Origin of the sequence: Streptomyces sp. NPDC048338 (assembly GCF_043201055.1) — a bacterium.
Lineage (GTDB): Bacteria > Actinomycetota > Actinomycetes > Streptomycetales > Streptomycetaceae > Streptomyces.
In genome coordinates this window covers 1-15,892 of the sequence record NZ_JBICYQ010000018.1, presented here as the reverse complement: position 1 = coordinate 15,892, position 15,892 = coordinate 1, and the positions used below count along the sequence as shown (strand labels likewise).

General features: G+C 72.0%; 13 protein-coding genes. 10 read left to right on the top strand and 3 right to left on the bottom strand.

The window, feature by feature from the left end; all coding sequences use genetic code 11:
- Positions 1-1,072 precede the first annotated feature (1,072 nt).
- From ACGFZF_RS33775 to ACGFZF_RS33750, 6 genes are all read left to right on the top strand, one after another.
- Complete coding sequence (locus ACGFZF_RS33775; RefSeq protein ID WP_024757447.1) at positions 1,073-1,381, top strand: hypothetical protein; 309 nt, start codon at positions 1,073-1,075, stop codon at positions 1,379-1,381.
- A 104-nt stretch (positions 1,382-1,485) separates the two neighbouring features.
- Complete coding sequence (locus tag ACGFZF_RS33770; RefSeq protein ID WP_393560559.1) at positions 1,486-2,325, top strand: hypothetical protein; 840 nt, start codon at positions 1,486-1,488, stop codon at positions 2,323-2,325.
- Positions 2,315-3,640, top strand: coding sequence for a hypothetical protein (locus tag ACGFZF_RS33765; protein WP_393560557.1), 1,326 nt, complete (start codon positions 2,315-2,317; stop codon positions 3,638-3,640). The genes ACGFZF_RS33770 and ACGFZF_RS33765 overlap by 11 nt, the downstream gene beginning before the upstream one ends.
- Positions 3,637-5,190: an SCO6880 family protein gene (locus ACGFZF_RS33760; RefSeq protein ID WP_393560555.1), complete on the top strand. Its 1,554-nt coding sequence runs from the start codon at positions 3,637-3,639 to the stop codon at positions 5,188-5,190. The genes ACGFZF_RS33765 and ACGFZF_RS33760 overlap by 4 nt, the downstream gene beginning before the upstream one ends.
- 20 nt (positions 5,191-5,210) lie before the next feature.
- On the top strand, positions 5,211-6,623 hold the full coding sequence (locus ACGFZF_RS33755) for an ATP-binding protein (protein WP_393560553.1): 1,413 nt from the start codon (positions 5,211-5,213) through the stop codon (positions 6,621-6,623).
- Between the two features lies 1 nt (position 6,624).
- A complete protein-coding gene (locus ACGFZF_RS33750) occupies positions 6,625-8,304 on the top strand; it encodes a type VI secretion protein (RefSeq protein WP_393560551.1) in 1,680 nt (559 codons plus the stop codon).
- Here ACGFZF_RS33750 and ACGFZF_RS33745 read toward each other — a convergent pair.
- Positions 8,294-10,021 (bottom strand): protein kinase, encoded by a 1,728-nt coding sequence (locus ACGFZF_RS33745; RefSeq protein ID WP_393560549.1) that lies wholly within the window; start codon positions 10,019-10,021, stop codon positions 8,294-8,296. The genes ACGFZF_RS33750 and ACGFZF_RS33745 overlap by 11 nt on opposite strands.
- Before the next feature lie 123 nt (positions 10,022-10,144).
- Positions 10,145-10,699 (bottom strand): GNAT family N-acetyltransferase, encoded by a 555-nt coding sequence (locus ACGFZF_RS33740; RefSeq protein WP_393560547.1) that lies wholly within the window; start codon positions 10,697-10,699, stop codon positions 10,145-10,147.
- A 147-nt stretch (positions 10,700-10,846) separates the two neighbouring features.
- Here ACGFZF_RS33740 and ACGFZF_RS33735 point away from each other — a divergent pair, with 147 nt between their 5' ends.
- From ACGFZF_RS33735 to ACGFZF_RS33720, 4 genes are all read left to right on the top strand, one after another.
- Complete coding sequence (locus ACGFZF_RS33735; RefSeq protein WP_393560545.1) at positions 10,847-11,749, top strand: ATP-binding cassette domain-containing protein; 903 nt, start codon at positions 10,847-10,849, stop codon at positions 11,747-11,749.
- On the top strand, positions 11,746-12,522 hold the full coding sequence (locus tag ACGFZF_RS33730; protein WP_393560543.1) for an ABC transporter permease: 777 nt from the start codon (positions 11,746-11,748) through the stop codon (positions 12,520-12,522). The genes ACGFZF_RS33735 and ACGFZF_RS33730 overlap by 4 nt, the downstream gene beginning before the upstream one ends.
- A gap of 64 nt (positions 12,523-12,586) precedes the next feature.
- Positions 12,587-13,882: a sensor histidine kinase gene (locus ACGFZF_RS33725; protein WP_393560815.1), complete on the top strand. Its 1,296-nt coding sequence runs from the start codon at positions 12,587-12,589 to the stop codon at positions 13,880-13,882.
- Positions 13,879-14,553 carry a response regulator gene (locus ACGFZF_RS33720; RefSeq protein ID WP_393560541.1) on the top strand — a complete coding sequence of 225 codons (675 nt, stop codon included), beginning with the start codon at positions 13,879-13,881 and terminating at the stop codon, positions 14,551-14,553. The genes ACGFZF_RS33725 and ACGFZF_RS33720 overlap by 4 nt, the downstream gene beginning before the upstream one ends.
- Before the next feature lie 120 nt (positions 14,554-14,673).
- On the opposite strand, the gene ACGFZF_RS33715 is transcribed toward ACGFZF_RS33720, so the two are convergent.
- On the bottom strand, positions 14,674-15,573 hold the full coding sequence (locus ACGFZF_RS33715; protein WP_393560539.1) for a GNAT family N-acetyltransferase: 900 nt from the start codon (positions 15,571-15,573) through the stop codon (positions 14,674-14,676).
- Positions 15,574-15,892 lie beyond the last annotated feature (319 nt).

Sequence of the window (15,892 nt, the reverse complement as noted above, 5' to 3'; positions counted from 1 at the left end):
GTTAAGCGCAGCCATTGAATGGGGCAGTCGGGCACGGCTTAGCGAGTGCCACTCGTCTCGCGGCGGGGATTCATGCCCCGCTGGTCATTCCCGGTGGTGGGTGAAGCCGGATCCGCAGCCGGCATCGCTAGGACGGGCCAGGGGCATGGGTCGCGCGGGGCGGCGGGCCGTGCAGGTCCCATCCGTCACACCCGCCCCATCGCCCGTCGGTATTCGACCGTGCAATGACGCTACGGCGTACATTAAGCCTCCCAAGAGTCCGATATGACCCGTGAAGTCCCATACCCCATCCGGTTACCGCGAGTAATGTACGCGCTAGCGTCACTTGGGATGACTCTCCCTGCCGGGATAGACCCGACCGGCTGGCGACCGGTCTCTGGGGCGTCGACTCTCCAAGGGCCCGCGGATTCGGCTTCACCCACCACCGGAGAATGACCAGCGGGGCATGAATCCCCGCCAGGACACGACGGATTGCCGCCAAGCGCTGCCGGGTCACCCCATTCAATGAGTGCGGGAAGCCACCCCCGGACCCGACGGCCGCCGACGGCGCCCGAGAGGCACCGGGCCCCGGAGCGGATGCCCCTTCCCCGGGCCGCCCTCCGAGTGTGAAAAGGCAGCCGGGACCGGGCGGTCAAGGGTGGGCGCAGCCCATCGCGCAGCGACGCGACGAGGAACGAGGAGCGCCCTTGAGGGCACGGACCCGGCTGCCACACTCGGAGAGAGGGCGGCCAACCACCAGAAGCCACCCAAGACCGGCCGGCCCCAAGAGCCAGACCCCCCCCAAGACCCCCTCCACCAGCGCCTACGCGCGTCGCAACCACCCCAAGAGTGCAACAACGACAATCATTGCCCGGAGTCACCCTCCGTGATACACAGAGTGACCATACGCTTCTTCGCATACAACCGGTCGCGCCGTCGCAGGTCAACGCGGTCGGTTCGGTCAAATGTGCGGGGATCGGGTAAAGAGAGCCGCCAAGCCGTCACACGCGGGCGGTTTCATCAGCGAAGATAGGGCGATGCCCCATGCCATCAGGCAGGGGCGACGAACTACCCAACAGGGGCGGTGAGTTACATGTACCTGGCGGCCGAGAAGGGCGACATCACCACCATCATCGGTGGAATCGCCCCTAACTGGGGGCCTTTCGGGAGCCTGGGCAATGAGGCCAAGGTGATGATCGAGGTCGTGATGGCCGTGGCCATCCTGCTCTGCCTCGGCATCGCCATCTGGGGTGCGGCCAAGCAGCGTATCGGCGCGACCGCCCTCCGGGACACGTTCAGTGCCGAGCAGGGCAAGGGCCTCATCGTGGCCGGCCTCACCGGGGTCTTCATCATCGGGTCACTGGGGACGCTCTTCACCATCGTGTACGGGATGGCCGTCTAACCACCGAGGACGCACTCCCTGATGTCCAGTCACCACACCGCGCCTGCGCGGAGACCAGCACGGCTTGTGTCGTACCCGCGAACGGTTGAGGGGGCGTACCCGTCATGAGTCTCGGCGACGAGAACGACGGCTTCGGCGGCGGTTCGGGCCAGACCCGTACCCGCCTGCCCGAGGGCGGCAGCGGCGACGTGTACGAGGGCGCCCGGCGCCCAGCGGCGCGCAGCTCGCGTTCGCTCATCACGGTGGTGGGTGTGGTGGTCCTGCTGGTCGCGGCGATCGCCTTCGCCAACCGCGGCGGCAGCGACGGCGCGGACTCCCCGGACACGTCCACCGGCAAGGGCCCGGGCTCCGGCGCGCCGACGTCGGCGACGGGCGTACGACCGGTGACGGGCAAGAACGGCCAGATCCCCGCGGGCTTCGCCCACGACCAGCAGGGGGCGCAGAGCGCGGCGGTGAACTACTCCGTTCCGCTTGGTTCCGCCGACATGTTCGACACATCGCGTCGCCACGCGATCGTGGACGCCGTGTACGCCCCGGACATCGCCGCGGCGCGGCGAAGCGATCTCGACAAGGTCCACTCCGACAAGGGCTTCCTGACTCGCATCGGGCTCGAAGCGGACGGCAAGGCCCCAAGCGGACTGACGTTCATTTCACGCGTCATTCCCGTCGGCTCGAAGGTCGAGGACTACAACGGCGACCAGGCGTCCGTCTCCGTCTGGTTCTCGTCGCTGTTCGGCTTGGCGGGCGAGGGGTCGCAGAACCCCGTGTCCGAGTCCTGGTACACGACGACGTATCAGCTCAGATGGGTCAACGGCGACTGGAAGGTGGCCGACTTCCAACAGAAGGACGGTCCCGTGCCGGTGGCCCGCGACCAGGCCGCATCCAGTGCGAGTGAAATGGCAGACGCCGTTGACCAGTTCGGAGGGTTCACCTATGCCCGCTAACCGATCTCGACGAGTCCTTTCGCTTTCCGCACTGACCGTGGGAGCGCAGGCGTTTGCCGTCCTCGTGTCCGCCCGGGCGTTCGCAGCTCCGACGCCCACACCGAGTCCCAGCGCGAGCAACGACCCCTGTGACCTGATTCGCGGCCCCGCCCGCGACTACTGCCAGAACGGTGAATCCGGCTCCCGCTCCCCCAACGCCCGCCTCGACGACCCCGCCACCGCCCTCGACCCCCTCGCCTCCCTCGCGCGGGGGTGTGCCGATGCCGCCGTGTCCATCGTCGACACGCTCTCCAAGGCGGTGAAGGAGACCGCCGACGTCGACTTCACCAACACCGAGTTCCTCGCCCGTTATGCCATCGTCTTCGCCGCCGCCACCGTCCTCACACTGCTCCTCTGGCTCCTCGCCGTGGCCAAGCGCGCCATTCGCGGGGTGCCGCTCACCACGGCGATCTCCGAGGCCATCGGGTTCCTGTGGCTGACCGTCCTGGCGTCCGCGTTCACGCCGCTCATCCTGTACACGGTCGTCAACGCCACCGACGCCGTCACCGAGGTGATCGCGTCCGGTACCGGGCAGCAGACCGACGTCTTCTTCGGGAGTTTCAAGCAGGCCCTGCAGAAGGGCGACAGCATCGGCGGCGGGCCGATCATGCTGATCATCGTGTCCCTGGTGACGGTGCTGGCCGCCGGCGTGCTGTACCTGGAGCTGTTCCTGCGGGCCGTCCTGCTCTACGTCGGCGCCCTCCTCGGCGTCGTCGTGTACGCGGGGCTCGTCGACAAGAACATGTGGGGGCACGTCCGCCGCTGGGCCGGGATCATGATCGCGGTCATCCTGGTGAAGCCGGTCATCGTGATCGTCCTCGGGCTCGCCGGCGCGCTGTCCTCCGGGACCGGACCCGACTCGTTCTCGGCGGTCGTGTCCGGGCTCGCGATCATCCTGCTGGCGATCTTCGCCTCCGCGATGATCTACCGCTTCGTGCCCGGCTTCGGTGACGAGATCGTCGCCTCGCGCAACAACCGGCTCCACCGCGCCGGTGAGAACGCGGCCGCCGCCGTCATCTCCTCCCCCGCCTCGCTCGTGTCGCAGGGCATCAAGACCCACAGCGCACGCGGCGACGGCGGTCAGGGCGGCGGTGGCGGGAACGCGGGCGCCGCCCGTCCCGCCAACCCCCTGGCAGGCGGCGTCGCCGCCCACAGCAGCCGCGGGGGCGGCGGCGGATCTGTCCCCTCCGCCGCACCCCCGCCGCGTAGCAGCACCAGTCCCACCGCAGGCACACCGCACAGCAACCGCAAGAACTCTGGAGGTGGAGGGCGTTGACGACCCAGTCCCAGCCGGTCACGCCCCGCCGCACGTATCTCATCGGCCGTGCCCGGCCGAACGCGATCGTCGGCAAGAACCGCGAGACCGGCGAGATCGCCCTGATCATCGCCGGGGCGTTCCTCGGCATGATGAGCGGACTCCTCGTCCCCGCCCTCACCCTGCGGATCGTGCTGCTCACCGGCTTCCCGATGCTGGCCCTCGCCGCCGTGTACGTGCCGTACAAGCACCGGACCTTCTACAAGTGGTTCGAGATCAACCGCAGTTACAAGCGGTCGCTCAAGCGCGGTACGGCCTACCGGTCCGCCGCCACCGAGGCCGGCACCCGGCTCGACGGGCGGGAGGTCGAGGTCGGGCCGCCGCCCGGCATCGGCCGGATCAACTGGCTGGCCGCGCCCTTCGGGCCCGACGAGATCGCCGTACTCCTCCACGCCGACCGCCGGACCGTCACCGCCGCCATCGAGATCGAGGGCCCGGGTGTCGGACTGCGCGACAGCGAGGACCAGGAAGCACTGGTGGACCGTTTCGGCACGCTGCTGAAGCACGTCGCCAACGGGGACGGCTTCGTCACCCGTCTCCAGATGCTCGCCCGCACCCTGCCCGCCGACCCCGACGCGCACGCCAAGGACGTCGGCCAGCGCGGTGACGCGCACGCGCCCGAGTGGCTCCGGGAGTCGTACGACCAGCTGCAGTCGATGGTCTCCACCTCCAGCGAGCAGCACCGCGCCTATCTCGTCGCCTGCATGCACTTCACCCGCGAGCTGGCCGCCGAGGCCAACGCCATGGCGCGGGCCGCCCGGCACGCGTCCGGCGCGCGCAAGCTGGACCGCGACGCCGGTCTCGCCGTCGTCATGGCCCGCGAGCTCACCGACATCTGCGCGCGGCTCGCCGAGGCGGACATCCGCGTACGCCAGCCCCTCGGGCAGTCCCGGCTGGCCTCGCTCGTGCACTCCATGTACGACCCGGACCACCCCATCGACCACATCCAGGCGATGACCAAGCGCAACGCCTGGCCGGCCGAGCTGGACGCGATGGAGCCGACGTACCTCCAGGCGAAGACCCGCGAGTCCTCCACCCGCGCGCCCTGGTGCCACGCCACGGCCTGGGTGAAGGAGTGGCCGATGACCCCGGTCGGCGTCAACTTCCTCGCCCCACTGCTGGTCCACACGCCCGACGTGATCCGCACGGTCGCGGTGACGATGGACCTGGAGCCCACCGAGGTCGCCATCGAGCGCATGCTCACGGAGAAGACCAACGACGAGGCGGAGGCCTCGCGCCAGGCCAAGATGAACCGCACCGTCGACCCGCGCGACATCGCCGCGCACGGCCGGCTCGACCAGCGGGGTGAAGATCTCGCCAGTGGCGCGGCGGGCGTCAACCTCGTCGGGTACATCACTGTGTCGGCGCGTTCGCCCGAGGCCCTCGCCAGGGACAAGCGCACGATCAGGGCCTCCGCCGGCAAGTCGTATCTGAAGCTGGAGTGGTGCGACCGCGAGCACCACCGGGCCTTTGTGAACACGTTGCCGTTCGCGACCGGCATCCGCCGCTAGCCGCTAAGGGGCCCGTGCACATGCGAGATCCGTTGACCGCCCTGACCGAAACGTTCACCTCCTTCCTCTTCGGGAAGGTGGAGACCACGCGGCTGCCCGTGCGCACCTCGACCGGACAGGCCCAGGCCGTCTACCTGCCCACCGCGGCCCCCGGCCTCGGCGACTCCGGCGTCATCATCGGCCGTGAGGTGTACAGCGGCAAGGGGTACATCTACGACCCCTTCCAGCTGTACGGGCAGCAGCTCCCGGCCCCCCACTGGCTGGTGCTCGGCGAGTCCGGCAACGGCAAGTCGGCGCTGGAGAAGACGTACGTCCTGCGCCAGCTGCGCTTCCGGGACCGTCAGGTGGTCGTCCTGGACGCCCAGGGCGAGGACGGTGTCGGCGAGTGGAACCTCATCGCGCAGGAGCTGGGGATAACCCCCATCCGCCTCGACCCGATGGTCGCCAACGACGCCGGCATCCGGCTCAACCCGCTCGACCCGTCGATCACCACGACGGGGCAGCTCGCCCTGCTCCGTACGATCATCGAGGTCGCGATGGGGCACGGCCTGGACGAGCGTTCCGGGTTCGCGCTCAAGGTCGCGCACGCCTTCGTCAACGAGCACATCACCGACCGCCAGCCGATCCTCACCGACATCGTCGAGCAACTGCGGCATCCGAAGGCGGAGTCGGCGGAGGCGATGAACGTCGACATAGACGACGTGCGGGCCTGGGGCCTGGACGTGGCGCTCGTCCTCGACCGGCTGGTCGACGGCGACCTGCGCGGCATGTTCGACGGTCCGACGACCGTCGGCATCGACCTCGACGCGCCGTTGATCGTCTTCGACCTGTCCCACATCGACCGCAACTCGATCGCCATGCCGATCCTCATGGCGATCGTCGGCGTCTGGCTGGAGCACACCTGGATCCGCCCCGACCGGAAGAAGCGCATCTTCCTGGTCGAGGAGGCCTGGCACATCATCAACAGCCCGTTCGTGGCACAGCTGTTCCAGCGGCTGCTGAAGTTCGGGCGACGCCTCGGCCTGTCCTTCGTGGCGGTGGTGCACCATCTCTCGGACGTCGTCGACGGAGCGGCGGCCCGGGAGGCGGCGGCGATCCTGAAGATGGCCTCGACCAGGACGATCTACGCCCAGAAGGCCGACGAGGCCAGATCGACGGGCCGGGTCCTCGGCCTGCCGCGCTGGGCGGTCGAGATCATCCCGACCCTGACGCCCGGCATCGCCGTCTGGGACGTCAACGGCAACGTGCAGGTGGTCAAGCACCTCATCACGGAGAAGGAACGGCCGCTCGTCTACACCGACCGCGCCATGACGGAGTCGGCGCCGCTCCACGACCTCCCGGAGGACGTCCAGGCCGCCGAATGGGAGGCGGAGCAACGGGCCGCCCTGATGGAACGGCAGCTGAACAACCCCTCCGAGTCCACGGTGGCGTGAGATGACCGGGGAGCGGCGGGAAGGCGGCGTGCCCGACGGGCTGTTGGTGGGGCTCCTGGGCTTCCTGCTCAGTCTGATCCTGCTGGTGTGGACGGCGACCGGCCTGGCCGCCCTGTTCTCGCAGGGCGCCTGGCCGGCCGGGGTCACCTTCGCCAGGACCCCGCTGGCCGTCCGCTCGCTGGTCGGCCGGCCGCAGGACCTGGCGGCCGCGTGGCCGGAGACGCCGCCGGCCGCGCTGTCGGGGTACGGCCTGTTCTGGGGGGTTCTCATCAGCGAGCTGATGGTGCTCGCGGTTCTCACGGTGTTCGTCGTGGGGACGCTGGCGCGCTGGCGGGCGGTACGGGAGGACAGGAGGAACCCGTACGGCGCCGGGCACCCCGCCTCGGCCTCGGCACGCCGCCGGGTCTCGTCGAAGGCCGCGCGCGGTGCGGAGGCCGACGCCGAGGTGACGCAGCGCGGCGAGGTGACGCAGGGCGGCGAGGTCACACGGGTCGCCGATGAGGCGCCGCCCGGCTTCGAGAGGCCGGTCACCGTCGAGGAATCCCCCGCCGGGCCCCCTCCGCCGCCCGTCACCGGGCACGTCGCCGATGGCATCGCCGGGCCGGTCGAGGCCGCCGTTCCGGGGGGCGGGGCCCTCGGGACCGTCACCCCCGCTCCGGCCCGGGTGCCCGGAGCCCCGGTGACCGCCCCCGGGCCCGACCCGCTCGGGGCGACGGCACAGGCCGGGCCCCTCCTGCCCGGGCTTCCCTCGCCCCGCGCCCCGCGTCTGCTCTACGGAACCCCCGCGACCCGCCGCCCCGCGGTCCTCCAAGCCGTCCAGGACGCCGAGGGGCCCGCGCTCGTCGTCACCTCCGACCCCACCGTGTGGGCCGACACCAAGGACGCCCGCGCCAAGCTCGGCCCCGTCCTCGTCTACGACCCCGGACACCTGTGCGACACCCCGGCCCGGCTCCACTGGTCCCCCACCGACCGCTGCGAGGACCCCGACACGGCCCGGGAACGCGCGGTCGCGCTGCTCGCCCCCGTCCGCCCGCCGTCCCGGCTCGACGCCGCGGTCGCCGACACCGCGGAAACGCTCCTGCGCTGCTGGCTGCACGCCGCCGCGATCGACGGCCGCCCGTTCAAGCAGGTCCACCGCTGGGCCCAGGGCGCGGGCGCGCACGAACCCGTACGCGTCCTCAGGACGCACGCCAAGGCCGGCTCCGGTCACGCCGGACTCCTGGAGTCCGCGCTCACCGCACATCCCGAACGCCGCGAGATGGCACAGCAGCTGACGGCCCGTGCGCTGTCCTCGCTGTCGTCGATCCACATCCGGGACGCCTGCACCCCCCATCGAACGGATTCCCTGACCTTGGAATCATTCGTCGACGAAGGGGGCACCCTCTATGTGGTGGGCGAACCGATCGAGGACCCGCGCACCCGACCCGGCGCGATGCCCCTGCTGACCGCTTTCACCGCGAGCGTGGTCGAGCACGGCCGCCGCATGGCCGCACGGTCATCCGACGGTCGGCTCGACCCACCAATGACGCTCGTCCTCGACGACGTGGCCGCGGTGGCCCCCCTTCCCCGGCTTCCGGAGCTGCTGGCGCACGGCCAGGACAAGGGGATGCCCGCCCTGGTCCTGCTCCGTTCCCGGGAACAGGCGCGGGCGCGCTGGCCGGAGGAGACCCTCAGCTCCTGAACTCCCGGTCGGGCGCGTAGACGGCCCCGGCCTCCCGGCCGAGTGCGGTGTGCAGCGGACGGAGCGCCGACCGCGCGGCCGCCGCGTCGGCGAAGCCGAGCGGGACGCGTACCGCGCCGCTGCCCGAGCGCCCCCGGAAGGCCTGGGGCAGTGAGGTCGCCGCCCTGCCCCGCACGACACCCAGCAGGAGCCATTCGTCGCGGGCGGCTCCCCGCGGCACCACGGTCACGGCGTCCACGACGGACCAGCCCGCACGCCACCGGAAAGCGCCCCGGGTGACCGAGAGTCCGCTCGCGTCCACGCGCACGACGGTCTCGTCCGCCCCGAGCCGGGACCCGAAGCCGGCCATCGCGAGGGCCACGAGGAAGGCCGTGACCACCAGCAGGAACGAGCCCTGGAAGAGCCCGAGCAGCAGTCCGGCGACGAAGACCGCGGGCGCGCCGTACAGCAGCGCCCGGTTGCCCGGGCTCCGGACGGGCTTCCCGCAGTGCACGGCGACCACCCCGGCGGCGGGCCCGGCCACGGGCGGACGGTCGGCGGCCCGCCCGACGACGGAAGCGGCGGGGCGTCGTCGGCCGGCGGCGCGCCCGGCGGAGGCCGGGGTGACGGGCCTGCCCCCCGCCACGGCCCGGGCGGGCGTCGTCGACCGGGGCTCCGAAGCGGCCTTCGCGGCGGGCTCGCCGGCCGGCGGCGCGGAAGCCCGCCCGGCACCGGGCGCGGAGGCGGGTCTCGACACGTTCTTCCTCGCGGCGGGCAGGTGCACCACCCTCGGGTCCGGCGTTCCCGACGAGGGCCGTACGGGCGGGGCCGCGTCCTCGGGCACCTCGTCCGCGGGCTCCGGCACCCCGCCCACGGCCTCCGGCCCGGGCCGCGCCGCCACGCGCCGCGTGCCGCCCGCCGGGCGGGCCATCGCCCCGCCCGCGCTGAGCAGTTCGAGCAGCTCCGCCGCCGTGGGCCGGCCTTCCGGTTCCTTCGCCAGGCAGAGCGTGACCAACCCCCGGAGCGTCTCCGGCACCCCGTCGAGGCGCGGCGCGTCGTGGACCACCCGGTACAGCAGCGCCGGCACGCTCCCCGCGCCGAACGGGCCCGCGCCCGTCGCCGCGAACGCCAGTACCGCGCCCAGCGAGAAGAGGTCGCTCGCGGCCCCGACCTTCGCCCCCGTCGCCTGCTCCGGCGACATGAACCCGGGCGTGCCGACCACCAGCCCCGTCCCGGTCAGCGCCGTGGCGCCCTCCAGGGCCTTGGAGATGCCGAAGTCGATGACCCGTGGCCCGTCCCCGGTGACCAGCACGTTCGACGGCTTGAGGTCGCGGTGGACGAGACCGGCGCGGTGGACCGCCTCCAGCGCCTCGGCCAGGCCGGCGGCCAGGCGCCGTAACTCCCCCTCGGGCAGCGGCCCCTCGTCCACGACCAGCTGTCCGAGGTCCGGCGCCTCGATGTAGGCGCTCGCGACCCAGGGCATCGCCGCCTCCGGGTCCGCGTCGACGACCGGCGCCGTCCAGAAGCCGCCGACCGTGCGGGCGGCCTCGATCTCCCGCCGGAATCGGTGCCGGAAGCCGGGGTCGGTGGCCAGGTGGGGCCGCACCACCTTCACCGCGACCCGCCGGCCGCTGACCGACTCCCCCAGGAACACCTGCCCCATCCCGCCCTCACCGAGCCGGGCGGTCAGCCGGTACGGTCCGATCGCGGCCGGATCCTCCGGCGTCAAATCCTGCACGCTTCCCCCGAGTTCGCACGGTGTCGCTCGCACCCAAGCCTGGCAGGTCGCGGCCTTTCCAGCGGGGTTTTCGCCACCACGACCGCGGGAGGGACCTGCCCGGGCCGGGGGGCCGGACACGCGTCAGGGCCGGCGCAGCTCGTACTCCAGCTCCTGCGCGGACTCGTCCCCCGGGACGGCCACCCGCTCGCCGGTCGCGACGAAGCCGAACCGCCGGTAGAAGGCCGCGGCCCGGGCGTTGTCCTCGTGGACGTACAGCCGTACCCGCTCGACCCTCGGTTCCGGCAGAGACCAGGACCACTCGACGCCCGCCCGGAAGAGTTCCTCGGTCAGCCCCGTCCCGCGCGCCTCCGGCCGTACGTACACCCCCACGATGTGCGTCTGGTCGACGGTCGCCGCCTCACCGAAGCGCACCTCGTCCGAAGGCCGCTCGACCAGGACCGAGATCGTGCCCGCCCAGCTTCCGTCCGGTGCCTCGGCCACGAACTGGCGCACGCCCGTCCCGCTCTCGGAGGCCCCCTCGGCCCGCTCCTGCCAGAAGGAGTCGGGGCGCTCGGACGCGGCCTCGTGGGTGTCGAGGAAGGCGATGTGCGCCACCGGGTCCCGCAGGGCGGCCAGCCGGATCTCGCGGGTCTTCTCCCACTCGTCGGCGCGGATCGTGCGTATCGAATAGTCCATGCGTCCATCCTCGCGACGGCCGCACCGCGCTGACAAGCGCATATACGCGCCGGCGGGCCCTCCCTCGTACCGCGGTACTACGCGGCCGGCCACCGGCCCGACCACGGGCGGACGTTCCGGCGGGGCGCGGTGCCTAGCGTCGTGGACATGATCCGAGCTGAAGAACTCACCAAGCGGTACGGCGACCGGACCGTCGTCCGCGACCTCGGCTTCACCGTCCACCCTGGCACCGTCACCGGCTTCCTGGGCCCCAACGGCGCCGGCAAGTCCACGACCCTGCGGATGATCCTCGGCCTCGACGCCCCGACCCGCGGCCGGGCCACCGTCGGCGGCCGGGCCTACGCGGACCATCCCGCGCCGCTCACCGAGGTCGGGGCCCTGCTGGAAGCCCGCTCCCTCCATCCGGGGCGCTCCGCCTTCCACCATCTGACGGCGCTCGCCCTCACCCACGGGATCCCCCGCTCCCGTGTGGAGCACGTCCTCGGCCTCACCGGGCTGAGCGAGGTCGCCGGCACCCGCGTCAAGGGCTTCTCGCTCGGCATGGGCCAGCGGCTCGGCATCGCCGCGGCCCTGCTCGGGGACCCCGCCACGATCATCCTGGACGAGCCGGTCAACGGCCTTGACCCGGAGGGCGTGCGGTGGATCCGTACGCTCCTCAGGTCGCTGGCCGCCGAGGGCCGTACGGTGCTCGTCTCCTCCCACCTGATGAGCGAGATGGCACTGACCGCCGACCATCTGATCGTCATCGGCAAGGGCCGCCTCCTCGCCGACACGAGCGTCGCCGCGCTCGTGCGGGAGTCGGGCGGCGCCTCGGTCCGGGTCGTCACCCCGGAGGCGGAGCGGCTGCGCGGGCTCCTGCCGGGCGCGCGGATCGTGACGGAGGCGCCCGACACCCTCCGCGTCAGCGACGTCGACGCCTCCCACATCGGCCGCACCGCCGCCGCCCACGGGGTGCCGCTGTACGAGCTGACACCGCAGACCGCCTCCCTCGAGCAGGCGTTCATGGACCTCACCCACGACTCCGTCGAATACCAGGGAGCCACGGCATGACCGCCTCCGTGTACGGCATCACCCCGTCCCGCGTCCTGCGCGCGGAATGGCACAAGCTCCGGACCCTGCGCTCCACATGGACCACACTCACCCTCGGCGTCGTACTGCTGCTCGGCGTCGGCGTCCTCATGGGCGCCACCTACACCTCCGGCGGCGGCGACTCCGACGTGGACACCGTGGTCCTCGCGCTCTACGGCTCCCAGCTCAGCGGGATCTGCCTCGCGGTCCTCGGGATCCTGGTCACGGCCGGCGAGTACGCGACGGGCCTGATCCGTGCCTCGCTGACCGCGGTGCCCCGCCGGCTGCCGGTGCTGTGGGCGAAGGCCGCGGTGTTCACGGGGGTCGCCTTCACCGTGTCCCTGGTGACGGCCCTGGTCACGTTCGAGGTCGCCCAGGTCTTCCTGTCCGACACCGACCAGGCCGCCTCCCTGACGGACGACGGTGTCCTGGGCGCCGTCGCGGGCAACGCCGCGGGCGTCACGCTGCTCGCACTGATCGCCCTCGGCCTCGGGGCCGCCCTGCGCTCGGTGCCCGGCGCACTGGGCGCCTTCATCGGCGGGGTGATGGTGCTGCCCGAGGTCCTCGGCATCCTGCCCTACGAGGCCGTGGAAACGGCGGTGAAGTACTTCCCCACCCAGGCCGCCGGAGCCCTCGGCTCGGCCGCCCCGATGCCCGGCGCGGCGGCTCCCGGCGCCGCGCTGACAGCCCTGTGCCTGTGGGCCGCGGCGGCGCTCGCCGTCCCCGCGGTGCTGCTGCGCCGCCGGGACGTCTGAGGGCACGGGCGACGATCGAGGGTGTCGCCGAGGAGGGCGGACGTATGAGGATGACCGAGTGACCATGGAGCCGGGACGTACCCCAGGAGGCAGCTCGGGCACGCATGGCGGTACGGACCCGGGGGACGGCACGGACGCCCCACCGCTCAGCCGCTACCTCCAGAACCAGGCGGCCCGGGCACGGGTCTTCGACGCGCGCCGCCCCCGGGTCTGGGACCTCGCCCTCACGGGTTTCTGGACGATCGCCGTACTCACGGACGCGGCGGGCGGCTGGCGGAACATCGCCCGCGACCCGTCCGTTCCGGTCTGGCTGGTGGTGGCGATGAGCCTGGGCTTCGCCGTACCGCTGCTGTGGCGGCGGACCCGTCCGATGCCCGTACTGCTGCTGATGGCGTGTGTGTCGCTGGTCGACTCCTGGTCCGGCGCCGCCCTCCAGGCCGCGTACCTCCAGCTGATCGCGGTCTTCCACATCGCGCTGCGGCTGCCGTTGCGCTCGCTGGCCCTGACTCCCGCCCTGGTCGTCCCCCCACTGGTGGTCCTCGCGATCCGCCACCCGCAGGGCAGCTGGGACCAGCATGTCGTCCCGACCCTGACGACGTACGCGATGGTCGTACTGCTCGGCATCGCGGTCCGTTCGCGGAAGGACTACACGGAGGGGCTGGTCGAACGGGCCCGTCGGCTGGAGGTGGAACGCGACCAGCAGGCCCGGCTGGCCGCGGCGGCCGAACGCACCCGGATCGCGCGGGAGATGCACGACATCATCGGCCACAACCTGTCCGTCATCACCGGCCTCGCGGACGGCGGCCGGTACGCGGCGGCGAGAAGCCCCGAGCGAGCCGCCCAGGCCCTGGACGCGATCGGGACGACGAGCCGGGAGGCCCTCGCCGAACTCCGTCGCCTGCTGGGGGTACTGCGCGAGGACCCGGCGACCGGCACGGACGCCGTCCGCGATCCGCAGCCTTCGCTGGCCGACCTCGACACCCTGCTCGCCGGAGTGAGGGACGCGGGGCTTCCGGTACGGGTCGTCATCGCCGACGCCCCCGGTCGGGGGACCCTGCCCCTGTCGGCCGGCGCCCAGCTGACCGTCTACCGCTGTGTCCAGGAGGCGTTGACCAACACCCTCCGCCACGCGGGCGCGGGGGCGACGGCATCGGTGCTCCTGACGTACGGGGAAGAGGAACTGACGGTGGAGGTGACGGATTCGGGGACGGGCGGGCCCGCCGTCCCGGGAGCCGGGCAGGGCCTGACGGGAATGCGTGAGCGGGCGGCCCTCTACGACGGCACACTCGAAGCCGGCCCCCTGCCGGCCGGCGGCTGGCGCATCCTGCTCCGACTCCCCCTGGAGGGCTCCCCCTCGTGACCACCGTGCTCATCGCGGACGACCAGGCGATGCAACGCTTCGGATTCCGCATGCTGTTGGAGAGCCAGGACGACATGACGGTCGTGGGGGAGGCGGCGAACGGCACCGAGGCGATCCGGCTGGTGGACCGCTTCCACCCGGACGTGGTGCTGATGGACATCCGGATGCCGGGTCTCGACGGCATCGAGGCGACCCGCCGCATCATCGCCACGGGTGCCCGCACCCGGGTCCTGATCGTCACCACCTTCGACCTGGACGAGTACGCCTACGACGGCCTGCGCGCCGGCGCCAGCGGATTCCTCGTCAAGGACGCCCAGCCGGAGGAGCTCCTGGCGGGCGTCCGCGCGGTCGCGAGCGGCGACGCGGTGGTGGCCCCGAGCCTCACCCGTCGGCTGCTGGACGCCTACGTCCAGCACCTGCCCGCTGCCCCGGGCTCCCGGTCGACGCCTCCGGCGCCGGATCCGCGGCTGGCCTCCCTGACGGAACGGGAACGGGAGATCCTCACCGTCATCGGGCAGGGCTGGACGAACACCGAGATCGCCGGCCGTCTCCATCTCGCGGAGTCCACGGTGAAGACCCATGTGAGCCGCATCCTGGCGAAGACCGGCGCCCGCGACCGCGTCCAGGCGGTGATCCTCGCGTACGACACCCAGCTGGTGTCACCCGCGTAGGGATGCCCGGGGCCTGGGGTGCCGGCTTGGTGCTCCAGCACTGTCGGCCGGCATGCCGCCTGGCAGCGGCAAGCGGTCCGGACCTGCCCTCGGACCGGACCGCTCACCGCGTGCTACCCCCTAGGCCGCTTGGCCCGCCGGGTGGAAGTTGATGCGTTCACGGATGACGGGGAAGCCGGCCTTGGCGAAGTTCCTGGCCATGGGGAAGTTGGACTGGTCCGTCGCTCCGCTGACGAACTCCGCGCCCTGCTCGACGAGGAGGTGGGTGCACTCCGCGAGGAGGTCGTAGGCGTAGCCGCGACCGCGCTGTTCCGGGACGACTCCGATGAAGCCGATCGTCGGGCCGGAGGGGTTGTGGGCCGGGATGTGGATGCCGGCCAGGTCGCCCTCCGGCGTGTGTGCGACCTGCCACCATTCCCGTGGGGAGGGGCACCAGTGGAAGAAGTCGAGTTCCTCCTGGGCGGCCTGGTCGAGGCCGCCCTCCTCGATGGCCCTGAGCGCGTGGGCGTCCAGGGTCGCGGAGTGGATGCGGCGCAACGCGTCGAAGAACACGGTGTCGTCGGGTTCGGCGCTGAAGCGCAGGCGTCCGGGCCGCTCGGGCAGACCTCGCTCGGGGGTCCAGCGGTACAGGAAGCGTTCCACCAGGAGTTCGTACCCTGCGGCTCGTGCGGCGGCGAAGCGCGCCTCGGCTCCGGCGCGCAGGTGGGTCTCTTCCCGCCAGCCGCCGGGCAGGTTGATCTCGAGTTCGACCTGCCAGGGAGCGGAGCGCAGGAGTTCGGCCCCGGCCTCCTCCTCGCCCTCGGCCACGTCGAACCAGTTGATGTTGACGGGCTCCGAGTCGTCGGGGCCGCCCCACCACGCACCGCGTGCGACGACCTCGCCGTCGCGCAGGGCGACGCGCTTCCAGTCGGGGCGGAACCGGGTACGCCGGTGGCCTTCACCGGCGCCGAGGGGGTCGGGGTGTGCGTCGAAAAGATGTGCGTCGCTCGCGGAGAGCGCGCGGATGACCGGATCGGTCATGGATTCCTCCGGGATACAGGCTGCTTGGAGCGCTCCCGGTCAGAACGGACGAACTACGCCGGGACAGCAGAAGGGGGAGCGCTGGAAAGGTGTGAACTGCACGGCACTCGCCTCCTTCCATCCATCTCAGGGCGTGAAGCCACACAGTACGTGATCTTCCGCGGGTCCGTCCACGGATTTCCGCGCCCCTCGGCCTGCCGCGGGCCGTCGAGCCGGCCGCATCCGGTCCGGAACGCAGAAAAGCCCCGCACCATAAGGTGCGGGGCTTTCCCACAATGATTGTTCGGCGGCGTCCTACTCTCCCACAGGGTCCCCCCTG